The 22,091-nt window shown below is 70.8% G+C and carries 21 protein-coding genes; 9 read left to right on the top strand and 12 right to left on the bottom strand.

Going from position 1 to position 22,091, the window contains the following annotated elements; translation table 11 throughout:
• Positions 1-125: 125 nt before the first annotated feature.
• The 8 genes from FHU38_RS18670 to FHU38_RS18635 are packed head-to-tail and all read left to right on the top strand — an operon-like array spanning position 126 to position 8,757.
• Positions 126-1,274 (top strand): inositol-3-phosphate synthase, encoded by a 1,149-nt coding sequence (locus FHU38_RS18670; protein WP_167173195.1) that lies wholly within the window; start codon positions 126-128, stop codon positions 1,272-1,274.
• A complete protein-coding gene (locus FHU38_RS18665; protein WP_167173193.1) occupies positions 1,256-2,128 on the top strand; it encodes an SCO3242 family prenyltransferase in 873 nt (290 codons plus the stop codon). Before FHU38_RS18670 ends, FHU38_RS18665 begins: the two co-directional genes overlap by 19 nt.
• The gene (locus FHU38_RS18660; RefSeq protein WP_167173191.1) at positions 2,125-3,522 is read left to right on the top strand and encodes an EboA domain-containing protein; all 1,398 of its coding nucleotides are present in this window, start codon (positions 2,125-2,127) and stop codon (positions 3,520-3,522) included. Before FHU38_RS18665 ends, FHU38_RS18660 begins: the two co-directional genes overlap by 4 nt.
• The gene (locus FHU38_RS18655; protein WP_167173189.1) at positions 3,519-4,382 is read left to right on the top strand and encodes a TatD family hydrolase; all 864 of its coding nucleotides are present in this window, start codon (positions 3,519-3,521) and stop codon (positions 4,380-4,382) included. The genes FHU38_RS18660 and FHU38_RS18655 overlap by 4 nt, the downstream gene beginning before the upstream one ends.
• A 2-nt stretch (positions 4,383-4,384) precedes the next feature.
• Entirely contained in the window at positions 4,385-5,485 is a 1,101-nt protein-coding gene (gene eboE / locus FHU38_RS18650; protein ID WP_167176269.1) for a metabolite traffic protein EboE, read from the top strand.
• Entirely contained in the window at positions 5,482-6,882 is a 1,401-nt protein-coding gene (locus FHU38_RS18645; RefSeq protein WP_167173187.1) for an alkaline phosphatase family protein, read from the top strand. The genes eboE and FHU38_RS18645 overlap by 4 nt, the downstream gene beginning before the upstream one ends.
• A complete protein-coding gene (locus FHU38_RS18640; protein ID WP_167173185.1) occupies positions 6,879-7,898 on the top strand; it encodes a sugar phosphate isomerase/epimerase family protein in 1,020 nt (339 codons plus the stop codon). The genes FHU38_RS18645 and FHU38_RS18640 overlap by 4 nt, the downstream gene beginning before the upstream one ends.
• Positions 7,891-8,757, top strand: a complete 867-nt coding sequence (locus FHU38_RS18635; protein WP_167176267.1) for a sugar phosphate isomerase/epimerase family protein — start codon at positions 7,891-7,893, stop codon at positions 8,755-8,757. Before FHU38_RS18640 ends, FHU38_RS18635 begins: the two co-directional genes overlap by 8 nt.
• 64 nt (positions 8,758-8,821) lie before the next feature.
• Here FHU38_RS18635 and FHU38_RS18630 read toward each other — a convergent pair whose 3' ends face one another.
• The 4 genes from FHU38_RS18630 to FHU38_RS18615 all read right to left on the bottom strand — a co-directional run bounded on the left by FHU38_RS18630 (position 8,822) and on the right by FHU38_RS18615 (position 12,400).
• On the bottom strand, positions 8,822-10,450 hold the full coding sequence (locus FHU38_RS18630; protein ID WP_167173183.1) for an MFS transporter: 1,629 nt from the start codon (positions 10,448-10,450) through the stop codon (positions 8,822-8,824).
• A gap of 84 nt (positions 10,451-10,534) precedes the next feature.
• Entirely contained in the window at positions 10,535-11,455 is a 921-nt protein-coding gene (locus FHU38_RS18625) for a hypothetical protein (RefSeq protein ID WP_167173180.1), read from the bottom strand.
• A gap of 55 nt (positions 11,456-11,510) precedes the next feature.
• Positions 11,511-11,963, bottom strand: coding sequence for a hypothetical protein (locus tag FHU38_RS18620; RefSeq protein ID WP_167173178.1), 453 nt, complete (start codon positions 11,961-11,963; stop codon positions 11,511-11,513).
• A 50-nt stretch (positions 11,964-12,013) separates the two neighbouring features.
• The gene (locus FHU38_RS18615) at positions 12,014-12,400 is read right to left on the bottom strand and encodes an STAS domain-containing protein (RefSeq protein WP_167173176.1); all 387 of its coding nucleotides are present in this window, start codon (positions 12,398-12,400) and stop codon (positions 12,014-12,016) included.
• 195 nt (positions 12,401-12,595) lie between these two features.
• On the opposite strand from FHU38_RS18615, the gene FHU38_RS18610 reads away from it, so the two are divergent.
• Complete coding sequence (locus tag FHU38_RS18610; protein ID WP_167176265.1) at positions 12,596-12,949, top strand: CBS domain-containing protein; 354 nt, start codon at positions 12,596-12,598, stop codon at positions 12,947-12,949.
• A gap of 67 nt (positions 12,950-13,016) precedes the next feature.
• Here the strand turns inward: FHU38_RS18610 and FHU38_RS18605 are convergent, their stop codons facing one another.
• From FHU38_RS18605 to FHU38_RS18570, 8 genes are read right to left on the bottom strand one after another with little or no spacing between them, the layout of a single operon-like run.
• The gene (locus FHU38_RS18605; RefSeq protein WP_167173174.1) at positions 13,017-14,339 is read right to left on the bottom strand and encodes a UDP-glucose dehydrogenase family protein; all 1,323 of its coding nucleotides are present in this window, start codon (positions 14,337-14,339) and stop codon (positions 13,017-13,019) included.
• Complete coding sequence (locus FHU38_RS18600) at positions 14,332-15,264, bottom strand: glycosyltransferase family 9 protein (protein ID WP_167173172.1); 933 nt, start codon at positions 15,262-15,264, stop codon at positions 14,332-14,334. Before FHU38_RS18600 ends, FHU38_RS18605 begins: the two co-directional genes overlap by 8 nt.
• Complete coding sequence (locus FHU38_RS18595) at positions 15,255-15,929, bottom strand: SDR family oxidoreductase (RefSeq protein ID WP_167173170.1); 675 nt, start codon at positions 15,927-15,929, stop codon at positions 15,255-15,257. The genes FHU38_RS18600 and FHU38_RS18595 overlap by 10 nt, the downstream gene beginning before the upstream one ends.
• An 18-nt stretch (positions 15,930-15,947) precedes the next feature.
• Positions 15,948-17,309, bottom strand: coding sequence for a PfkB family carbohydrate kinase (locus tag FHU38_RS18590; protein ID WP_167173168.1), 1,362 nt, complete (start codon positions 17,307-17,309; stop codon positions 15,948-15,950).
• Positions 17,306-17,869 carry a D-sedoheptulose-7-phosphate isomerase gene (locus FHU38_RS18585; protein WP_167173166.1) on the bottom strand — a complete coding sequence of 188 codons (564 nt, stop codon included), beginning with the start codon at positions 17,867-17,869 and terminating at the stop codon, positions 17,306-17,308. The genes FHU38_RS18590 and FHU38_RS18585 overlap by 4 nt, the downstream gene beginning before the upstream one ends.
• Complete coding sequence (locus tag FHU38_RS18580) at positions 17,866-18,918, bottom strand: glycosyltransferase family 9 protein (protein ID WP_167173164.1); 1,053 nt, start codon at positions 18,916-18,918, stop codon at positions 17,866-17,868. Before FHU38_RS18580 ends, FHU38_RS18585 begins: the two co-directional genes overlap by 4 nt.
• Positions 18,915-20,396, bottom strand: a complete 1,482-nt coding sequence (locus FHU38_RS18575; RefSeq protein ID WP_167173162.1) for an HAD-IIIA family hydrolase — start codon at positions 20,394-20,396, stop codon at positions 18,915-18,917. Before FHU38_RS18575 ends, FHU38_RS18580 begins: the two co-directional genes overlap by 4 nt.
• Positions 20,396-22,027, bottom strand: coding sequence for a carbamoyltransferase family protein (locus FHU38_RS18570; protein ID WP_167173160.1), 1,632 nt, complete (start codon positions 22,025-22,027; stop codon positions 20,396-20,398). Before FHU38_RS18570 ends, FHU38_RS18575 begins: the two co-directional genes overlap by 1 nt.
• Positions 22,028-22,091 lie beyond the last annotated feature (64 nt).

The following is a 22,091-nucleotide window of genomic DNA, read 5'->3' as shown; positions in this document are numbered from 1 at the left end:
GGAGGTGATGACGGACCGGGGCGCGTCGCAGCGCGCGGCGAAGCCGTGACGGTGAGAAGGTCGAGCCTGGCGTGACCGTGTCGCGCGCGTACTCGCGAAGAACAAAGAGCTGAGGTTGTTGCACTATGGCACCCACAGGTTTGTGGTTGATCGGTGCTCGAGGTTCGGTCGCCACGACGGCGATCTCAGGACTGCTCGCGCTGCGGGCAAAGGTGATCAGGCCGGTCGGCTGTGTCAGCGCGCTGCCCACATTCGAGCACGCCGGCCTGCCGGACTGGGACGAGATCCACCTCGGCGGGCACGACATCGTGGACACCCCGCTGGAGAAGCGGGCCGAACTGCTCGCCGAATCCGGTGTGATCCCACCGGCCGTGTTCGAGGCTGTTCGTACCGGGCTGTCCGAAGTGGATACCGAGATTCGTTGCGGTTACCACCCGGCCACCCATGCCGGCTCACAGGCTGACGCGGCGAGGCGGCTGTCCGACGACCTCGCCGAGTTCGCGCAACGCAACGGGCTCGCTCGCGTCGTCGTGTTGAGCGTGTCGTCGACCGAGCCGGTGTTCCCGTCCCTGCCCGAGCACGCCACACTGAAAGCGCTGGAAGCCGCGATGGCTGTGCCCGGCCGGACGGTGCTGCCGCCAAGTTCGGTGTCCGCCTACGCCGCGCTGCGCGCCGGTTGTCCGTATGTCGACTTCACGCCATCGACGGGTATCCGGCTTCCCGGGCTGCGGGAACTGGCAGGGCTGAGCGACCTGCCCTACGCAGGCTGCGACGGCAAGACCGGAGAGACACTGGTACGCAGCGCGCTCGCGCCGATGTTCGCGACGCGGGCACTGGCCGTGCGCTCCTGGGCGGGCACCAACCTGCTAGGCGGCGGAGACGGGCTGACCCTCGCCGACGCCGAGCACGCGGGCAGCAAGCTGGCATCCAAGGGCAGGGGGCTCGCGACACTGCTCGGTGGCGAGGTGACCGCGCCGCTGCACATCGACAATGTGCCCGACCTCGGAGAACAGAAGGTCGCCTGGGACCACGTTTCGTTCGAGGGCTTCCTCGGCGTGAGGATGAGCCTGCAGTTCACCTGGAGCGGCTACGACTCGGCACTCGCGGCACCGCTGGTGCTGGACCTGGCTCGGTTCATGGCAGCGGCGCACGCCAACGGCGAGTCCGGCCCGCTCGCCCCGCTGGCGTTCTTCTTCAAGGACCCGCTCGGCACCGATGAGCACCGGCTGGCCGAGCAGTTCGCCATGCTGGCCGAATGGGCGGGCTCACTGTGAAGGCGCCCGATCTGTACGAACTCGTGCGCGCTCCCGCCGCGCTGACCGCTGTCGGCGACACCGTGGCTGGCTCGGCCGCCGCGGGGCAGCGGCTCCGTGGCAGGCGCTGGGCACTTCCGCTGGCCTCCATGGCGTTTTACTGGGCGGGGATGTCTGTCAACGACTGGGCGGACCGCGAGCTTGACGCCGTCGAGCGGCCGGAGCGACCGATCCCGTCCGGCAGGGTGAGCGCGCGAGCAGCACTGCGCACCGGGGGTGTGCTGACCGCCGCCGGGCTCGGGCTCGCGTGCCTCGGCGGTGGTCAGCGCTCGCTGCGCGTGGCGGTGCCGCTGGCCGCGTCGGTGTGGGCCTACGACACGGTGTTGAAGGGAACACCACTGGGACCATGCGGCATGTCGGCGTGCCGGGCGCTTGACGTGCTGCTGGGCGCTGGCGGCCGGTGGCGGGAAGCCGCACCGGCCGCCGCGGCGCTCGCGGTGCACACCATGGGTGTGACGGCGCTGTCCGGCGGCGAGGTGCACGGCGGTTCGCCGCGCACCGCGGGCGCCGCGCTCGCCGGAACCGCGGTGTCGACCGGGCTCGCGCTGTACGGTCGCGCCTCCCGAGGCGCGCACCGGGTGGCGTCGCTGGCCTTCGGTGCCGGATACGCGGCCGTCGTCGGCACGGCGCAGTACCGCGCGCTGGAGTCCTCCTCGGCCGCGCGGGTGCGGGCGGCGACGGTCGCCGGAATCCAGGGGATGGTGCCGTTGCAGGCAAGCCTGGCCGCCCGGCACGGCGCGGTGCGCGCGGCGGCGCTGCTCGCCGGGGCGGTGCCGCTGGCGCGGCGCCTGGTGCGGAAGGTGAGCCCGACATGAGCACACTGCGATTTGGCTACGGCAGCAACGGCTTCGCCAACCACCGGCTGGACGACGCGCTCGCCGTCATCGCCGACCTCGGCTACTCGGGGGTGGCGCTCACCCTCGATCACGCTCACCTCGACCCGTTCGCCGAAGACGTGGCGCGACAGACCCGCCGCGTCGCCACCCGCCTCGGCGAGCTCGGCCTCGGTGTCGTGGTGGAGACCGGTGCCCGGTTCCTGCTCGATCCCTGGCACAAGCACCAGCCCACCCTGCTTTCGGACGAGCCTGCCCCCCGGCTCGATTTCCTGCGCCGCGCCGCGGCGATCGCAGAGGACCTTGGCGCCGAATGCGTCTCGTTCTGGTCCGGCGTCAAGCCGTCCGATGTGGACGAGGCGACGGCGTGGCAACGGTTACTGGACGGCATCAGCGACGTGCTGGACGACACGAGCGTGCGGCTTGCGCTGGAACCCGAGCCCGGTCACTTCGTACAGCATGTGGAGCAGGCGTTGCGGCTGCGCGCGGAGCTGGACTCGCCGCGGCGGCTCGGCATCACCCTCGACGTGGGGCACTGCGTCGCGGTTGAGCCGGTGAGCGCGGCGGAATGCGTGCGCAGGGTCGCGGACGTGCTGTTCAACGTCCAGCTGGACGACATGCGAACCGGCGTGCACGAGCATCTCGAGTTCGGCGAGGGTGAGCTCGACCTGACCGGCACGCTCGCGGCGCTGGCCGAGGTCGGCTACCGCGGTCTGGCCGCCGTCGAGTTGCCGCGCCACAGCCATGCCGCCCCGGATGTCGCGCGGCGCGGCCTGAAGGCGCTGCGCGCGGCCGACTGGCTTGCCGACGCCGAGCGCGCCGTGCGCGCCGACCCAGTCAGGATCCGCACGCTGTTTCCCGCCGTGGGGCGCAAGGTGGGCAGGGCGGCGCTGCGGCCGGAGGTCGATCCCGGCGGTCTGGTGTACGGCACGGTGGACGACCGTGGGCGCGGAAGGCTGCTGGCCGCGCTGGCCGACTCGCTGCCGCCGCAGGACCTCGCCAAGGAGGTGGCCGAGCTGTATCGCTACGGCGACGGCGCCGAGCGAAGGGGTGTGCTACGCGGACTTCACCTGCTGCCGGACGAGATCGCCGACACCGGCGCCGGCCTGGTCGCCGACGCGCTGCGGGCCAACGACACCGGACTCGTCGCGGCGGCACTCGGGCCGTTCGCCGCGGCGCACCTTGACGACCATTCCTGGCGGCACGGCGTGTTGAAGTGCCTGTTCGTCGGCGTACCTACGGCCGCCGTCGCGGGGCTGGCCGACCGTACCGACGCCGAACTGATCCGGATGGTGGCCGACTACGTGGCCGAGCGAAAGGCGGCGGGCCGGACCGTGCCCTCCGACGCCGAAGCGATACTGCAGGAGGTTCGATGAGGATCTTCGACCCACACATCCACATGACCTCGCGTACCACCGACGACTACGAGGCGATGTACGCGGCAGGGGTGCGCGCGCTCGTGGAACCCGCGTTCTGGCTCGGCCAGCCGCGCACCAATGTGGGTTCGTTCACCGACTACTTCGACGGCCTGATCGGCTGGGAGCGGTTCCGCGCCGCGCAGTTCGGTATCCGGCACCACTGCACGATGGCCCTCAACCCCAAGGAGGCCAACGACCCGCGCTGCGCGGGCGTGCTGGACGTGCTGCCGCGCTACCTGGCCAAGGACGGCGTGGTGGCCGTCGGCGAGGTCGGCTACGACTCGATGACCGAAGCGGAGGAGAAGGCGTTCGCATACCAGCTCTCGCTGGCGGTGGAGCACGAGCTGCCGGTGCTGGTACACACCCCGCACCGGGACAAGCTGGCAGGTACCAAGCGAACGCTCGACGTCGTCGCCGAGTCGGGGATCGCGCCGGAACTGGTCGTCGTCGACCATCTCAACGAGGTGACCGTAGGGCTCGTCGCGGACTCCGGCTGCTGGATGGGTTTCTCGATCTACCCCGACACCAAGATGGACGAGCGGCGCATGGTCGCCATCCTGCGCGAGTACGGCACCGACCGGATGCTGGTGAACTCCGCGGCCGACTGGGGCCGTTCGGACCCGCTGAAGACCTACCGCACCGGTGAGGCGATGTTGGAGGCGGGCTACTCCGAGTCCGATGTGGACAACGTGCTGTGGAGCAACCCGGTCGAGTTCTACGGGCAGAGCGGCAGGTTGCTGCTCGACCCGATCGAGCACTCCACACCGACCGGCGAGACGTTCGAGGGCAACTCCGTGCTGCGGGGATCGAGGAAGTGATGTTGCTTTCCTACTGCACGAACGTTCACCCGGCGCAGGACCTCGACGCGATCCTGCGCCAACTCGACACCCACGCCGTGGCGGTGCGGGAGAAGCTGGGAGAGGATCGGCTCGGTGTCGGACTGTGGCTGGCCGCCACCGTCGCAGAGGGCCTCGCCAACGACCCCGGCGCACGCCGAAGGCTCGCCGCCGAACTCGAGGCGAGGGGGCTGGCTGTGCAGACCCTCAACGCCTTTCCCTACGGCGGATTCCACGAAAGCGTCGTCAAGCACTCGGTGTACCAGCCGAGGTGGACCGACCCGCGCAGACTGAAGTACACCGTGGACTGTGTGACCGTGTTGGCCGACCTGCTGCCCGCCGACGCCGAGTACGGCAGCATCTCCACCCTGCCGCTGGGCTGGCGCGAGCCGTGGACGCCTTCCGACGACACGCGAGCGAAGGTCGCGTTCGACGAGGTGACACGGGTACTCGGCGAGACGCTCGTGCGGCGGGGACGGCCGGTGAAGCTGGCCGTGGAGCCGGAGCCGGGTTGCGTGCTGGACACGATGGCGGACGCGGTCGACTGGCTGGCCGGGCGGGTGGACCCCCGACACGTCGGCGTGTGCCTCGACACTTGCCATCTCGCGGTGTCGTTCGCCGATCCCCGCCGCACCGTCGCGCGCGTGGTCGAGGCGGGACTCGAAGTGGTGAAGGTGCAGGCCTCCTCGGCGCTGCACATCGAACGGCCGGACACCGAGGCGGCGCGGGCGGCCCTCGCCGAGTTCGCCGAGCCGCGCTACCTGCACCAGGTGCGTGAGCTGCTGCCGGACGGCAGGGTACTCGCCAGTGACGATCTGCCGCGGGCGCTGGCGGAGCTGCCCGCCACCGGGCCCTGGCGTGTGCATTTCCACGTGCCGCTGCACGCCGCGCCGCAACCGCCGCTGACGTCCACCACCGACGTGCTGGCCGAGAGTCTGGCCGCCGTGGCGGAGCAGGCGGGACCTCGGCGGCCACATGTGGAGGTGGAGACCTACACCTGGAACGTCCTGCCCGAGCGGCACCGGCAGGACCTCGCCGACGGCATCGCCGACGAGCTGCGCTGGGCACGAAAGGTGAGCTCATGAGGAAACTGCTGGTGGTCGACGTCGTGGGATTGACGCCCACGCTGCTGCGGCACATGCCGAATCTGACCGCGCTGGCGAACCGCGGCTGGCAGGCGAATCTCGGCACGGTGCTGCCCGCGGTGACGTGCAGCGCCCAGTCCACCTTGCTGACCGGCACGATGCCCGCCGAGCACGGCATCGTCGGCAACGGCTGGTACTTCCGCGATCTCGGCGAGGTCTACCTGTGGCGGCAGCACAACAGGCTGGTGCGGGGCGAGAAGGTGTGGGAAACCGCACGGGTGGCGCATTCCGGCTACACCGCGGCGAACGTGTGCTGGTGGTACGCGATGGGCGCCTCCACCGACTTCACCATCACGCCGAGGCCGATCTACCACGCCGACGGCCGCAAGTCGCCCGACTGCTACGCCCGGCCACCGTCGCTGCACGACGAGCTGACCGCCGAACTCGGCCCGTTCCCGCTGTTCAACTACTGGGGACCTACCGCATCGATCGCGTCCACCAGGTGGATCGTCGCGGCGGCCCGCAGGTTGCTCAGCAGTCCCGGCCCCGACCTGCTGCTGGTCTACGTCCCGCACCTGGACTACGACCTGCAACGGTTCGGTCCGGACTCGGCCAAGGCGGTCGAGGCCGCGCGAGCGGTCGACGCGGAACTGGCTCCGCTGCTCGCGGACGCCGAGCGGGAGGGTGCCGCCGTTGTCGCGCTGTCCGAGTACGGAATCACGCCCGCGTCGCAGCCGGTGGACATCAACAGGGCGCTGCGCCGCGAGGGACTGCTCGAGGTCTACACCCAGGACGGGATGGAGTATCTGGACCCGTGGACGTCGCGGGCGTTCGCGGTGGCCGACCACCAGGTAGCGCACGTCTACGTGGCCGAAGAGGCGGATGTGTCGAAGGTGGCGGCCATCGTCGCCGGACTTTCCGGCGTGGACGAGGTGCTTGACCGCGAGCGGCAGGCACGTTACCGGATCGACCACGAACGCGCGGGCGAACTGGTGGCAGTGGCCGAACCGGGTGCCTGGTTCACCTACTACTACTGGCTCGACGACGAGCGCGCGCCCGACTTCGCCAGGGGAGTGGAGATCCATCGCAAACCCGGGTACGACCCTGCGGAGCTGTTCTTCGATCCCGCCGACAAGCTCGCGAAGGCAAAGGCGGGGCTCAACCTGGCACGCAAGAAGGCGGGTTTGCGGTACGCGATGAACGTGGTGCCGACCGACCCGAGGTGGGTGATGGGTACGCACGGCAGACTGCCCGACTCCGTCGCCGACGGGCCGGTGTTGCTGTGCTCCGATCCAGCGGTTCCATCCACTGTGGAATCAGGTGGCGGGCTGGCGGCCACCGAGGTCCGCGATCTACTGCTGCAACTGCAAGGAATAAGACAGGGAGCACATCGATGAGCCGACCGGTTACGTTGTTCACCGGCCAGTGGGCCGACCTACCTTTCGAGAAGGTGTGTTCGCTGGCTTCCGAGTGGGGCTACGACGGGCTGGAAATCGCGTGCTGGGGCGACCACTTCGAGGTGGACCGCGCCCTTTCCGAGGACAACTATGTGCGGGAACGCCTGGAGTTGCTGGATTCCTACGGCCTGAAGGTGTGGGCGATCTCCAACCACCTCGTCGGGCAAGCCGTGTGCGACGACCCCATCGACGAGCGGCACCGCAACATCCTGCCTTCGCGGATCTGGGGCGACGGCGAACCGGAAGGTGTGCGGCAGCGCGCCGCCGCCGAGGTCGCCGACACCGCGAGGGCCGCGGCGAAGCTCGGGGTGGACACCGTTGTCGGGTTCACCGGCTCCAAGATCTGGAAGTACGTCGCGATGTTCCCGCCGGTGTCGCAGCCGATGATCGACGACGGCTACGCCGACTTCGCCGGCCGCTGGAACCCGATCCTGGACGTGTTCGACGAGGTCGGTGTGCGCTTCGCCCACGAGGTGCACCCTTCCGAGATCGCCTACGACTACTGGACCACCAAGCGGGCGCTCGAAGCCGTCGGTCATCGCCCCGCGTTCGGCCTTAACTGGGACCCCTCACACTTCGTGTGGCAGGACCTCGACCCGATCGGCTTCATCCTGGACTTCGCCGACCGCATCTACCACGTCGACTGCAAGGACACCAAGAAGCGCTTCGACGGCCGTAACGGCAGGCTCGGTTCCCACCTGCCGTGGGCGGACCCGCGCAGGGGCTGGGACTTCGTGTCCACAGGGCACGGTGACGTCGACTGGGAGGGGGCGTTCCGCGCGCTGAACGCGATCGGCTACACCGGCCCGATCTCCGTGGAATGGGAGGACGCCGGCATGGACCGGCTGCGCGGCGCTGCCGAGGCCGTGACCTACATCAAGGACGTGCTTTTCGACAAACCAGCGGCGACATTCGACGCCGCGTTCAGCACCGAAGGGAATTCGAGTGATGAATGACAACGCCAGGAACCCACTCTCGCGGCGGCACCTGCTCCGCACGGCCGCGGCGGGGGCGGCGGCCGTCGGGCTCACCGCGGCGCTGCCCGCCACCGCGGCTGCCGTCGACCACCCACGCACCAGGCGAATCCCGAAGGACCGGATCAGCATCCAGCTCTACACCCTGCGAGACGTGCTTGGGGAGGACACCGAGGGCACTCTCGAGGCGCTCGCCGACATCGGCTACCGCTCGGTGGAACTCGCGGGGACCTACGGGCGTTCGGCCACCGAGTTCCGCGCGCTGCTCGACCGGTACCACCTTCGCGCGACCTCGGCGCACGTCGGCTTCGACGGAGCGGACGTCGACCAGCTCATCGAGGACGCCAGGATCATCGGCTACAGCGTCGCCGACTGCGCATGGGCCAACTACTCCACCATCGAGGAGTGGACGGCGTTCGCGCGGCGACTGGACCGCGCGGGCGAGGCGTTCCGCAAGGCGGGGATCGCCTACGGCTACCACAACCACGCGCACGAGTTCCAGCCCATCGACGGTGTGCGCCCGATGGACGTGATCGCCGAGAACACCGATCCACGCAACATCCACTTCGAGTACGACCTTTACTGGGTGGTCACCGGTGGCGCGGACCCGGTGCGGGAGTACTGGCGCAGGTTCGGCAGGGTACGGCAGTTCCACGTCAAGGACAGGGCGGCCGACGGCTCCTTCGCGGACCTGGGTGAGGGCACGATCGACTTTCCCGAGATCTTCGCAAGGACCTGGCGCGGGCCGATGAAGCAGTACATCGTCGAGAACGACCAGCCCCGCGACGCGCTGCACAGCGCACAGGTTGGCTTCGACTACCTCTCCAACGTGCGGTTCTGACCTATCCGTAGGTCGAGAGTGTCCGGCAGTCCCGGCCTGCCGTCCACTCCCGACCCGGGGCCGGTTACCACGAAGGCGGTTGCGACGCGGGCCGGTATCGCGGCGGTCGCAGTTCGGAGACACGCAACCGTAACGGCAGCTCAAGATCTTCCAGCGCGGGCGGCTCGATCCGCCGCCACACGGGGCGTAGCAACACGAATCCCAGCATCGCGACGAGCGCCAGCAGTCCCGCGTTGACCAGCAGCGCCGTCTCCAGCCCCGTCACGTAAGCCTCCTTGGCCGCCTCGACCACGTTCGGCCGTTGCCCCGGCGGAAGCGAGTTCAGCAGCCGGTTGCCGGTTTCGCTGTCCGATAGCAGCCCGTCGAGCGCGTGCCGCTGCTCCGCGCTGAAGTACGCGTCCGGTCCAAGCAGGAGCGCGTCGCGCATCCTCCACTCGACGGCGACGAGCACGGCGCTGGTGGCGGTGATGCCGACGACACTACCGATCTGTCGGGCCTGCATGGTCAGGCCCGCGACGACACCCTCCTCCGCCTCAGGCGCGGCGATCATCGTGCTGGCCGAACTCGGCGTGTACACGAACGCGGCGGCGGTGCCGAACACGAAGAACAGCGGGATGAGCAGCACGTCCTGGTACCGCTGCACACCGGAAGCCGTGAAGATCAGGGCGAGCGCCGCGACCGCGAGCCCGCCGACGACAAGCCACGCGGCCATACCGCGGTCGGTCAGCCAACCGGCCAGTGAGGAGAACAGCGGCGGACCGAGCCCGGACGCCAGCAGCAACAGGCCCGCGGCGAGTGGTTCCAACTCCAGCACCTGCTGCGCGTACAGCATCAGGTAGACACTGAACCCGATCGCCGCCCACTGCATGGCCGCCAGGCACACCACCGATCCGGTGACCCCGCGCTTGCGCAACAACTCCACCCGCAGCAACGGAGCTTTCGCGCGGCGTTCGGCCAAGCCGAACGCGACGAGTGTGGCCACACCGGCCGACACCAGCGTGAAAGTCCGCCAGTCGAAGCCCCAGTACCCGGCTTGCTCGCTGCCTACGGCCAGCATGGTGAGCCCGGCCGCGAGCAGTACCAGCCCGCGCAGATCCAGCGATTTGCCTTGCGGAACGCGCGTCTCGCTCATGTATCGCCAGGTCAGTAGCACCAGCAGCGCGCATACCGGTGCGATCGGCAGGAACAACCATCGCCAGCTCGCCAACTGGACGACAAGAGCCATGCCAAGCGGCGCGCTGAGCGTCGCCAGCGTGATACCCGCCGACAGCACCCCGATCGCCCAGCCCTTTTCTTCCTCTTCGAAGGCCTCGGTGACGTTGGCCAGCGCGAGCGGAGCACCGATCGCGATCATGAGGCCCTGCCCGACCCTGCCCGCGACAAGCAGGGTTTCCCCCGGCGCGAGCCCGCACAACGCGGAAGCCAGCCCGAACCCGGTGACGCTGATCAGGAACATCCTTCGTCTGCCGAAAAGGTCGCCGAGCCTGCCGCCGACCAGCACCAGCGAGGCCAGCGGCAGCAGTGCTCCCGCGATCACCCAGTTGATCGCGGAGCGGCTGACGTCGAATTCGCGCTGGATCTCAGGCAGCGCGACGGACACACTGGACAACGTGGCGAACATCATCCCGTTGCTGATGACGGAGGCCGCCATGATCGCTTGCTGCCGCCGCGTCATCCGGCCGAGTAGCGCCACACCCGGATGCTACGAACGCTCGGCCGCGCACGCAGTCCGCCTGCACGCGATCGGGTAGACCGGTCGCGGCGCTTTCCGGTCCGCTCAGCCGCCTGCCCGCTGAGGTGACCGAGGGAGCAGGCCGTTTCCGCGCAGGATCCACACCGCCTGCACGGTGGCGTAGCCGCGCCATTCCAGGCGAGCGGCAGGGGAGTAGCTGTTGAAGTCGACCGGCCAGCCACCGTCATCCTGTTGTCGTCGCGCCAAGGCGTCAAGTTCCGACTCTATGACCTCGGAGCGGAACAGTTCGCGTGACGGTATGCCGGGTAGCGGGGAGAAGTCGAGCGGGCGCATGAACTCCTCCTCGGTCCCGCCCCGCACGTGTACCAGCCCGTCGGCAGGGAGGTGCCGCGCCAGCAGTGCGAGCAACTCCTCGCCGCGGGCGGGCGCGCTGGCGTGCAGTTCATCGACGAAGCGCACCGCGAAGGCCAACTCGATCGCGTGTGGGGTGCGGTCGCGCACGGCACGGATCGCGGACTCGCAGTAGTCCGTAACGCTGGCCAGCCACGGATGCGCCGCCACTTCGGGATCGTGTCGCGCCACCTGGTGCGCGTTCGCCGCGACGATCGCCGAGATCTGCAACGACGAGGTGTTCGGGTCGGCCGCCAGCCAGAACGGCGCACATCCGGCCGGGTTGCCGACCGGGAGCGCGAACGGCAGTCCGCCGTCGGCGAGTGTCACACCGGCCAGCCAGTCGCACAGCCGCGCGGCGTGACCGCTTGTGGCGGGTGCGATGTCGGCGAACACTTCGAACGCGTGCAGCGCGCAGGCGGGCTGGCTCTGCCTCGCCCGCAGGTCGGGTTCAAGGCCGTTGCCGAAGCCGCCGTCGGTGTTGCGGTAGCCGAGCAGGGCGCTCACCGCGGCCTGCTCGTCACCGTCACCGAGCAGCAGGCGCAGGCGGTGCCGGTCGAGCAGGCGGGCATGGGTGTGGAGGAAGGTCTCGGCGGCCGCGAGGTCGATGGTCATGAGCCGAATCGTGCCCGCGAGCATGGGCGGTCGGCTTGAACGGATCGGACGCGGCTCACCGCTTCGACCGCTGTTCGCCGCGGCCGCAGGTACCCCGGGTTCGCGGGCGGCCGTTGGCGTTGGGTGCGCGAAGCAGGGACCGCGCCACCCGGTCGGGATCATCGACCGCCAGCGCCAACTCGTGGTGTCGCACGCCCACCGGCTCGTGACCGTGCACCGGATCGCGGAAGGTCAGCGACACCTGACCCGGCCGCGCCCGCACTGCCGCGAGGTTGGACCGCGGAGTGCGAAACCACCACGGTCCGTAATGCACCTCGATGGCGTCGGCCTCCACCCGCAACTGCCCGACGACGGGCAGCACCAGGTGTAGCGGCCCGGCGAAGGTGAACTCGAACGACGCCGCCCCGCGCGATCCCGGCAGGTGATCCCGCGCGACCCGGCTCAGGTCCGGCACCGAGCACGCCTGCCTGCGAAGCTGCCCTGCCCAACGCCGGTTGTGTGACGTCATACCAGACGAGGTACCCGGCTTCGGCCTACGCAACCTCGGCGGACGAGCCTTCAGGCCGTGCCGGTAAGGGCCGACTCCAGCGTGGGGTGCAGTCGCAGCGTGCCTTGCAGGCCCGCGGCCTCCACCGGCCTGCGGACCGCGCGCCGGGCGGACACCACCCGCAGTTGCGTGCCCTGCTCCTCGGCGATCCTGCTCACTTCGAGTAACACCGCCAGTCCGGACGAACCGATGAAACTCACCTCGGCCAGGTCGGCGACGAGCGGATGGGGTGGCTGTGTAGCGGCCAACGCCTGCCGCAGTTCCCGCTCCAGCCCGCCACCGGTGCTCAGGTCGATCTCCCCGTGCACCTTCACGATGACGGTCTGTCCACGCTGCTGCGTCCGAACGTCCAATGCGGGTGTGTGCAGTGGAATGTCGGAGTGTGATAGCTCGGGCACGGCACCTCCAGCGGTGAGTGCGCTGTTCGAGGATCGCCGTCGTGGCCGCTGGCTGTTTAACCGCCCGACGGAACCTGAGCGTAGCGAGAACGGTCTGGGGTGCAAACCCCGTTGGGTCGGGTATTCCCCGAACGGACATGTCGACGACGCAAGGAGTGACCCACCGTGACGACTTCTACCAAGGTGCGCGACATCATGACCAGCGATCCCAAGTTCGTGGACACCAGCGAGGCGGTGTCCGAAGTAGCTCGGATCATGGCTCGCAACAACGTGGGGGCGCTGCCGGTGCGGGGCGAGGACAACCGACTCAAGGGCATCGTCACCGACCGTGACATCGTGGTGAAGGTGCTCGCGGAAGGCAAGGACCCGATGGCCGTGCACGTCGGCGAACTCGTCGAGGGCGAGCTGCACACGGTGCGCGCGGACGCCGACGTGGAGGAAGCGCTCGAGCAGATGTCCCGGCACCACGTGCGGCGACTGCCGGTGATGGACGGTCCGGAACTCGTCGGGATCGTCTCGGAGGTTGACGTGGCACGCCGCCGGTCCTGAATCCGACGGTCTGAACCCGCCTTCCGTGCCCGGCGGCGCGCCGCGAGCCGCCGGGCACCGCAGGGCGTCACCGCAGGGGTTTGCCGAGCCCGTGGTAGGCGAAGCCCGCCGCGGTCAACTCGGCAGGATCGAGCAGGTTCCGCGTGTCGACCACGGTGGCGTGCTCGGTGAGCTGGGCCAGCTGCGGCCAGTTGAGTTCGCGGAACTGCGGCCACTCGGTGAGCAAGACCACCGCCGCGGCGTCCTTGGCCACCAGCGCGGGCTCGTCGACGAGCTGGATACGTCCCAGATCCCTCGACCCCCGGATGCCGGGGTCGTAGCCGGTCAACGAGGCACCCTCGTCGGCGAGCCGCTCGGCCACCGCGAGCGCGGGTGAGTCACGCAGGTCGTCGGTGCCCGCCTTGAACGTCAGCCCCAGCAGTCCCAGCCGGATGCCACGCAAGCTGCCGTCCGCCGAGCCGGTCACGGCCAGCCGCACCTTGCGCACCACGCGCTCGTGCTGGTGGGAGTTGGCCGCCACCGCGTCGGAAAGCATGGCGAAGTCGACCCCGGCGCACTCGGCCGCGTGCAGCAGTGCACTGGTGTCCTTGGGCAGGCAGGAGCCGCCCCAGCCGGGACCGGGGGCGAGGAACGCGGGGCCGATCCGGTCGTCGAGCCCCATCGAATGCGCGACGTGCGTGATGTCCGCGCCGTGGTGTTCGCACAGCTCGGCGAGCACGTTCACGTACGACAGCTTCAGCGCGAGGAACGCGTTGCTCGCGTACTTGGCCAGTTCCGCACTGGCCGGGTCGGTGTGAATCACCGGCGCGTCCAGCCCCCGGTAGAGCCTGCCCACCCGTTCCGCGGCTTCCTTCCGCGTCGCGCCGAGCACGATGCGATCGGGATGCAGGAAGTCCCACACCGCGTGCCCCTCCCGAAGGAACTCCGGGTTGCTGACCGAGGCGGCACCGAGCAACCCCTCGGCGCGGGCGGTGGTGCCGACCGGCACGGTGGACTTCACCGCGACAACCGCCCGCGGGTCGAGGGTGTGGCGCAGCGCGTCGAGCGCGACATCGAACGCGCCCAGGTCCACCGTGCCGTCGCTTCGCGCGGGTGTGGGCACGCACAGCATCACCACATCGCTTCGGGCGACCGAAGCCAGTTCGCTGGCGAACCACAGCCTGCCGGTGCTGATGCCCTCGCTCACCAGCCTGTGCAACTCCGGTTCGGCGATGGGAACCCGCGCGCTCCGCAGCGCGGCCACCTTCGTGGTGTCGACGTCGACGCAGGTGACGGTGTGCCCGAGCCGGGCGAGGCAGGCCGCGCTGGTGAGCCCGACGTACCCCGCTCCGACCACGCCGACGTGGGCGTTCTCGGTGCCTTCGACGGGCGGTTCAGGCATGTCAGACATGGCTGACCTCCCAGAGTTGGCCGCGTGCCGCTGCGAGCACCTCGTCGGTGGTCAGGCGCAGCAGCCCGGGGTCGGGGGTTCGGCCGTGCGGGTCGCCGGTGTGGCCCGCCCACAGCGCCACATGTCGCGACCTGGCCTCGGGCGGGCCCCACAGCGCGGGTGGTGTCGGGCCGAACAGCAGCACCGACGGTGTGCCGTAGCCGGTTGCGAGGTGCCCGACGCCGGTGTCGCCACACACGACCAGGGCGGCCTTGCTGACAAGTGCGGCCAGTGAGCCGAGGTCGTGGCCGGCGAGTACGGCGTCGGCGGGTAGCCCCGCGCGGCGCGCCACCTCGGTGGCAAGCGGCCGCTCGGCGACGTTGCCCGTGACCACCACCTCATGCCCGCTGTGCGCGAGTTCGGCCGCCACGGCCGCGAACCGCCGCGGTGGCCAGCGGCGCGCCGGGTACGCGGCTCCAGGATGGACCACCACGGCGCCGGGGGCGGGGCTGGTCACGGCTGGTTCGGCAAGGGTGAGGTCGTCACGGTCGGCGGGGATGTCGTGCCACTCCAGCAGCGCACACCAGCGGTCCACCTCATGCAGGTCCGGCCGCCACGCGGGACCCTCCACCTCGGGTCGGTCGGGGTGGCGGTGGGTTAGCAGCGCGCGGGGACGGGCGGCCAGCAGGTCGCTGGTGCTCTGCGGGCCGCTGCCGTGCAGGTTGACCGCCAGGTCGGGAGGTGAGGCCTGCCAGTGCAGCTCGCCGAGGCCGGGCGTGGGAAGCAGTTCGTCCACCGCCGCTGTCAGCGGCAGCAGCGGCGCCAGCGCGGCGGGCGCAGCCAGCACCAGTCGCTGCTCCCGGTGCCTGCGCAGCGCCCGCAGTGCGGGCACGGCGGTCAGCAGGTCGCCGAGCCCGAGCGCGCGCAGCACCAGCGTTACGGCCACGAGCCCTCTTCCGAATGGCACACCACCAACTCACGCACCTCGCAACCCGCCGGGGTGCGCAACGCGTGCAGCACGGAGGCCGCGACGTCCTCCGGTCGGTTCAGCTTGGCGCCGGGTGGCGGCTTGTACTGCTCGTCGCGGCCGTCGAAGAACGCGGTGTCCATACCGCCGGGGACCAGCAGCGTCACCCCGACCCTTCCCGCGGTTTCCGCGGCGAGTGCCCGGGTGAACGCGGCTACGCCTGCCTTCGAAGCGCAGTAGGCGGTAGCGTCGGAAACCGAGCGAAGGCCCAGCGTGGACCCGCAGGTGACCACGGTGCCGCCGGAGCGCTCCAGGTAGGGAAGCGCCGCGCGTACGACCGCGGCCGTACCGAGCAGGTTCACCTGCACCACTCGCTCCCACTCCTTGGCGGGTACCGCGCCAAGCGCGCCGGGCGAATCGATGCCCGCCGCCGTGAACACCGCGTCGAGGCCGCCCACGCGCTCGGCCAGTTCCCGCACCGCGCTCTCCGCCGACGGCGTGTCGGCGAGGTCGGCCAGCGCGTACGGGACATCGGCGGGTGGAGCGGCCCTGTCGATGACGAGCGGGGTGCCGCCTTCGGCGAGCACCGCATCGACCGTCGCGGCGCCCAGCCCGGAGGAACCGCCTGTGATCAGTACGTTCATGTCTGCCTCCCGCATTCGCTACCGGCCCGCGTCCTGCAGCAGCCGGGTGGTTGAGTAGCCGTCCACGGTGGGCACCAGCACCACCTCGCCGCCATGGCGGCGCACCACGTCGGCCTCGGGCAGGTCCGCACCCGCGTAGTCGTCGCCCTTGACCCAGACGTCCGGCCGCAGCTGGTTCAGCACCTGGCTGGGAGCCGGTTCGTCGAAGACAACGACGGCGTCCACAATGGCCAGCTCCGCCAGCAGCCTTGCTCGGTCGGCCTCCGGCACTACCGGCCTGCCAGGGCCTTTCAACCGGCGCACCGAATCGTCGGAGTTCAGGCAGACCACGAGGGCGTCACCGAGGGACCGCGCCTGCCTCAGCAGGCTCACGTGTCCGGGGTGCAGCAGGTCGAAGCAGCCTCCGGTGGCGACGAGGCGGCCGCCCTGCCTGCGCACCCGCTCGGCGAGATCGAACGCGTCGCCGTCCACGCGGGGCAGGGCGGATTCCTCAACCGAAAGTGCCGACGCTCCGCCCGCGGCGACGAACCGTGACGCGGCCTCCACCGCCGAACGTACGGCTTGCGTCACGTCGGCCCCCTCCAGCAGAGCCGCCGCGGCGGCGCTGGCGAAGCGGTCGCCCGCCCCGCAGGTGTCCGGCCGCTGCCCGGTCGCGGCCGCGCCGGTCGGCACCGGAATCCGGACGCTGCCGGAGTCGCCGTCGGCGAGCACGGCTCCGTTCGCGCCGACCGTCACCGCCGCCGCCGAGCACGCCCACTCCCGGCGCAAGGTCGCGGCGGCCTGCTCGGGTCCGCCGCAGCCGGGCACGAAACCCAGCGCCTCGCGATCGTTGGGGGTGACGAGCGTGGCCCCAGGCACGGGAGCTGGTCCTCTCGGGTGCGGGTCCCACACCACGGGGATGCGCCTGGCCAGGTCGGTGAGCAGCCGCCGCAGCCCCCGGTGGGCCGCCACGCCCCGCCCGTAGTCGGAGACCAGGACGGCGCCCGCGTCGCGAAGCGACCGCTCGACGTTCGCGGGCAGCGGCGCCTGCGCCGCGCGCCCGTCACCGGTGTCGAGGCGCACCAGCGACTGTCCTGCCGCCCTGACCCGCGTTTTGCGCACCGTCTCCCCTTCCAGCGGCAGTCGCAGCACCCGCACGTCGTGGGCGAGCAACTCGGCGAGGCGCCGCCCCGTGTCGTCGTCGCCGAGTGCGGTGACCAGCAGCGTCCGCGGTGCCGTCCGGGTAGCCAGCAGCGCGGCCGCGAGGCCTGCCCCTCCAGGTCGCACCCACTCGCCCTCGGCGTCCACGACCGGAACCGGAGCTTCCGGGCACAGCCGGTCACTGCGGCCCTCGACGTCAACGTCGAGCAGCGCGTCGCCGACAACGACCAGCGGCCTCATGCCCGCGCCCCCAGTGACTCGTCGATCCGTGTGCACAGCGCGTGCACCACCGCAAGGTGCACCTCCTGCACCGTCGCCACGCTGCCGGCCTCCACCGCGATAGCGTCGTCGCACAGTGCGGTGAGCGGGTTGGGCGCTGGGCCGGTCAGTGCCCAGGTGACCATGCCGAGCTCGTGGGCGACCTTCGCGGCGGCGACCACGTTCTGGCTGCGGCCGCTTGTGGACAGCGCGACCAGAACGTCACCGGATCTGCCGTGGGCGCGCACCTGCCTCGCGTAGAACTCGTGCTCGCCGTAGTCGTTGACGATCGCCGTGCCTGCCGAGGTGTCGGCGTGCAGCGCGATAGCTGACAGTGGTTGCCGGTCGCTGAGGAACTTGCCGACGAGTTCGCCGGTGAGGTGCTGAGCCTCGGCGGCGCTGCCGCCGTTGCCGCAGGCGAGCAACCTGCCGCCGTCGGCGAGCACAGTGGCGAGGTGGGCACCCCACACCTTGATCGTCGGCACCGCGGTCCGCGTCCTGTCCAGCGCACCGTGCAGTGCGGTGAAGTGTTCTTCGATCACGACACACCTCCAGTGGGTCCTGTGCCGACGCGACGGTCGTCGTGCGCGTTGCAGAGGGTGGCGACGGCGTCGACCACCTCGGTGGCGTCGATCGCGAGGCACGGGTGCCCCTCGAAGGGGCAGCGCCTTGCCCTGGTGTCCTTGCACGGGGCCTCCTGGTCGCCGAGCAGGATCGTCGCGACGCCGTCGGGTGCCCAGCGGGCGGAGGGAACGACGGGCGCGAACAGCGACACCACCGGCGTGCCAACGGCGGCGGCCAGGTGTGCCGGGCCGGTGTTGGGTGCCACCACGGCGCGGGCCGAGGCGAGTACGGAGGCCAGCTCGCGAAGGTCGGTGGCCCCGCCGAGGTCCGTGGCGCGACAGTCCGCCACGAAGGCGGTGAGCTCGCGCTCGTCCTGCGATCCCGTGACCACCACGCGATGCCCCGCTTCGGCGAGCGCGTGCACGATGGCGCGGGTCCGCTCAGCCGTGGGTTGCCGAGCGGGCACTGATGCGGCCGCGTGCACGGCGACGTAGCCGGGCGGGCCGGCCAGCTCTCGGGTGTCGGGCAGCGGACCCCGCACCGCGAGCAGGCCCTTGTCGCCCTCCGGCAGCTCGTACCCCGCGGCGCGCGCCAGCGACAGCGCGCGCCGTGCCTCTGGCGGGTCGCCGTCGACGCGGTGCCGCAGGTCGAGCAGCGACCCTGGATAGTCCTCGCTGATTCCGCCTATCCAGGGCACGCCAGCCATGCGAAGCACAACCGCCAGCGGCAGCGGTGACTGGTGGAACGAGGTGAGGATCAGCGCCGCGTCCAGCCGAAGGTCGCGCAGCTGCTTGGTGAGGGCTTCCACCGACTCGGCGGTGAGTTCGGGCGGATCGGGGTCGATCCACGGCGCGCACCACTCGATCACTTCGTCGACGCCGGGAAGTAGCCGCGCGGCCGCGCGGCCCCTCGGGCCCGCGAGCAGGGTCACCTGCTCGGACCCCGCTGCGACGGCGCGCACACACGGGCCCGCCAGCAGGACGTCGCCCACGCTGTCGAGCCGTGCGACGAGGACCCTGCCGCTCATAGCAACTCCATGGCCAGCCGGGCGGCCGAAGGCAGGTCCGCCGCGACGTGGGCGTCGCGGCGGCTCTCCGCTATCTCGCCGGGCATGGTGCGGGCGGTTGGAACGAGCACGGCCTGCGCCCCTGCCGCCGCGGCAGCGGCCACGTCCGCGCCGATGTCGCCGATGACGACGCAACGCCGCGGGCGCACCCCGAGGGCGCCCGCGGCGCGCAGCACGAGCCCCGGTTTCGGCTTGCGGCACGCGCAGCCGTCGTCGGGCGCGTGCGGGCACAGCTGCCACGCGTGGAACGGGCCCAGCAGCTCGTCCACCCGCTCGTTTACCGCCCACAGCTCCTCGCGTGTGATGTGCCCGCGAGCCACTCCGGACTGGTTGCTGACGACGCCGACCAGCACGCCCGCCTCGCGAAGCAGGTCCAGCGCCTGCTCCGCGCCAGGCATCGGCCGTACCTTCTCCGGGTCGTCGAGGTAGGGGACGTCCTCGATGAGGGTGTCGTCGCGATCGAACAGCACCGCACTGTGCCGGCTGGCGGCGAGTTCACCGCGCAGCCGGTGCGCGCATGCGACGGGTGGGATAACCGCGCTGGTGACGGCCATGCGGGCGATCTCGGCGGGCGTGCGCGGACCGTCGGCCACGCGCCTGCCCGCGAACTGCGTTGTCAGGCCTGCCCACATGCCGCAGGCCATGGCCGCGGGTCCGGTACGTCCCATGGCGAGCAGCCCGACTCCGGCGGCACCCGCGAGCGTGGTCAGCGCGTGCCTGCCGAGTCTGCCGCCGCCCTCTCCGGCCTTGGCGCGCCAGCCGGGGCCGTGTTTGCGGCGCATCAGCGCGTTGTCGGCGTTTCCTCGCTGCCTGCGCACGCTGGCCCAGAAGTCACCGTTGCGCGGCGGGTGGTTGGTGGTCCGCGCACCCTCGGCGATGGCGTAACCCGCCTTTCGCACCCGCAACGCGAGGTCGGCGTCCTCGCGGTAGGCGCGTGGGAATCGCTCGTCGAAGCCACCGGCCTCCACCAGCACCGCACGCCGGTATGCCATGTCCGCGGTGATCCACCGCGAGCGGATCAGCGCCAGCGTGTCGCGCTCGTCGTCAGTGGGCCGCCTCTCGCGCGGCAGCGGCACGACGATCCTGCCGACGGAGGCCGCGACATCGTCGTCGAGCCCGGTGAGGTCGTCGGCGATCGCGCTCGGCCAGTCGTCGTCGGGCAGCACGTCGTCGTCGAGGAAAGCGACCCACTCGGTGCGCGCCGCCCGCCAGCCGGTGTTGCGCGCGGCCGCGGGCCCTCGGCCACCGGAGCGCAGCACGCGCACCGCAAGCCTTGTCGCAGGCAGCGGCAGCGGTTGCCCCGCTGGGCGGTCGTCGACCACCAGAATCTCGGCGGGGGGTGGGCCGGTGGCGGTGTCGAGCGCACGCAACAGGGCGGCGAGGCTGTCCCTGCCCGTCGTTGGGATGACGACGGTGACGGCCCCGTTCCGGCTGCCCATCACGCGGTCCTCCGCACGGCGAACGGTCCGATCGCGAGCAGGTCGATCGGCGCGGATCCGAAGCATTCCAGCGCGTCCCTGGGGTCGTCGACCATCGGGCGCCCCGAGGTGTTGAGGCTGGTGTTGACCACGGTTGGCAGCCCGGTTCGCCGCTCGAAGCCGCGCAGCATCCTGGCGAGCAGCGGTTCGGCGTCACCGTCCACGGTCTGGATACGGGCGGTACCGTCCACATGCGTCACCGCGGGGATGCGGTCGCGCCAGGAGGGTTCGACGTCGTGCACGAACAGCATGTAGGGACTCGGAACGGGTCCGCGGGTGAATAACTCGGCCGCCCTTTCGGCCAGCACCATCGGAGCGACGGGGCGGAACTGCTCGCGGCCCTTCACATCGTTGAGGCGTTCGAGATTCTGCGCTCTGCCAGGATGTGCGAGCAGGGAGCGGTGGCCGAGCGCGCGTGGGCCGAACTCGGCGCGGCCCTGGAACCACGCCACGATGCCGTCCTCGGCGAGTGTTTCGGCCGCGGTCTCGGCGATGTCGCGTGGCCGCTCGTAGGCAACCCTGGCGGTGTCGAGCCATTCCCGTATCTCCTCCTCCGGCCAGTCGCGGCCGAGGTCGGCTGCCAGCATCGGCCGGGTGGACTCCCCGAGGTCGGCCGCGAGTTGCAGCGCGGCCCCCAGTGCGGTTCCGGCGTCGCCCGCCGCGGGCTGTACCCAGACCCGCTCGAACGGGCTTTCCGCGTGCAGCCGGGTGTTGGCCACGCAGTTCAGCGCGGTTCCGCCCGCCATCGCCAGGTCGCGGCGCCCGGTGCGCTCGTACAGCCAGCGGGCGAGATCAAGCAGCACGTCCTCGACGGCACGCTGCACGCTCGCGGCGAGGTCGGCGTGTTCGGGCAGCATTTCGCCTTCGGGGGCCCGTTCGGGGGCGAACTGGCTCCAGTCGATCGGGCCGGTGCGAAACCCACCGTCCGCACCCGCGTGGATGTGCTCCCGCAGCCGCGGCAGGAATCTCGGCGTGCCGTACGAGGCCAGCGCCATCACCTTGTACTCGTCGCTGGAACGCTTGAACCCCAGATGTTGCGTCACGTCCTCATAGGTCAGTCCGAGCGAGTGGGGCAGCGGCTGGTTCGCCAGCTCGACGAACTTTCCCTCCCGGTACTCACCGGACACATAGGACTCCGACTCGCCGCGGCCGTCGGAAGTCAGCACCGCGCAGTCGCCGAACGGCGCGGCCAGCGCGGCCGAGGCGGCGTGCGCGACGTGGTGCCGCACGAACCGCACCTTGCCCGGGTCCAGGCCGGGAAGTGCCGTCTTGAGGAAGGCGGGTGCGCGGCGCGCGTAGAGGGTGCGCAGTTTCTCCCAGCCGCCCTGGTCGGTTCCGGGCAGCGTCTCGTCGACGAGTGTCGGATCGTATGAGTAGGCGACCGCGTCCAGGTCGGACGCCGCGAGACCGGCGTGCCGCAGGCACCAGTTGGCGCTGTGCCGTGGCTGTTCCCACGCCGAGAACGGAACGGCTTCCTTGCCGTGCTTGCGCCTGCTGAACCGCTCCTCTTCCGCTGCGGCGACGATCTCGCCGTCAACCACCAGTGCGGCGGCCGGGTCGTGGAAAACGGCGTTGATGCCGAGTATTCGCACCTGGTTACCTCCCGGCTGTGGCAGTTCGGTCGCGATCGCGACCGCCAGTAAACCGCTACCCGGC

It is taken from the genome of Saccharomonospora amisosensis, assembly GCF_011761185.1.
Classification (GTDB): domain Bacteria; phylum Actinomycetota; class Actinomycetes; order Mycobacteriales; family Pseudonocardiaceae; genus Saccharomonospora_A; species Saccharomonospora_A amisosensis.
This window is presented reverse-complemented; position numbering and strand designations above follow the sequence as displayed.

What these genes read in the sequence shown, in the direction of transcription:
- FHU38_RS18655 (WP_167173189.1), top strand. Translation starts at nt 3,519, where the DNA reads ATGAGGATCTTCGACCCACACATCCACATGACCTCGCGTACCACCGAC.
- FHU38_RS18665 (WP_167173193.1), top strand. Translation starts at nt 1,256, where the DNA reads ATGGGCGGGCTCACTGTGAAGGCGCCCGATCTGTACGAACTCGTGCGC.
- FHU38_RS18625 (WP_167173180.1), bottom strand. Translation starts at nt 11,455, where the DNA reads ATGACCATCGACCTCGCGGCCGCCGAGACCTTCCTCCACACCCATGCC.
- FHU38_RS18645 (WP_167173187.1), top strand. Translation starts at nt 5,482, where the DNA reads ATGAGGAAACTGCTGGTGGTCGACGTCGTGGGATTGACGCCCACGCTG.
- FHU38_RS18580 (WP_167173164.1), bottom strand. Translation starts at nt 18,918, where the DNA reads ATGAGCGGCAGGGTCCTCGTCGCACGGCTCGACAGCGTGGGCGACGTC.
- FHU38_RS18590 (WP_167173168.1), bottom strand. Translation starts at nt 17,309, where the DNA reads ATGAGGCCGCTGGTCGTTGTCGGCGACGCGCTGCTCGACGTTGACGTC.
- FHU38_RS18605 (WP_167173174.1), bottom strand. Translation starts at nt 14,339, where the DNA reads ATGTCTGACATGCCTGAACCGCCCGTCGAAGGCACCGAGAACGCCCAC.
- FHU38_RS18635 (WP_167176267.1), top strand. Translation starts at nt 7,891, where the DNA reads ATGAATGACAACGCCAGGAACCCACTCTCGCGGCGGCACCTGCTCCGC.
- FHU38_RS18660 (WP_167173191.1), top strand. Translation starts at nt 2,125, where the DNA reads ATGAGCACACTGCGATTTGGCTACGGCAGCAACGGCTTCGCCAACCAC.
- FHU38_RS18610 (WP_167176265.1), top strand. Translation starts at nt 12,596, where the DNA reads ATGACCAGCGATCCCAAGTTCGTGGACACCAGCGAGGCGGTGTCCGAA.
- FHU38_RS18575 (WP_167173162.1), bottom strand. Translation starts at nt 20,396, where the DNA reads ATGGGCAGCCGGAACGGGGCCGTCACCGTCGTCATCCCAACGACGGGC.
- FHU38_RS18620 (WP_167173178.1), bottom strand. Translation starts at nt 11,963, where the DNA reads ATGACGTCACACAACCGGCGTTGGGCAGGGCAGCTTCGCAGGCAGGCG.
- FHU38_RS18670 (WP_167173195.1), top strand. Translation starts at nt 126, where the DNA reads ATGGCACCCACAGGTTTGTGGTTGATCGGTGCTCGAGGTTCGGTCGCC.
- FHU38_RS18595 (WP_167173170.1), bottom strand. Translation starts at nt 15,929, where the DNA reads ATGAACGTACTGATCACAGGCGGTTCCTCCGGGCTGGGCGCCGCGACG.
- FHU38_RS18640 (WP_167173185.1), top strand. Translation starts at nt 6,879, where the DNA reads ATGAGCCGACCGGTTACGTTGTTCACCGGCCAGTGGGCCGACCTACCT.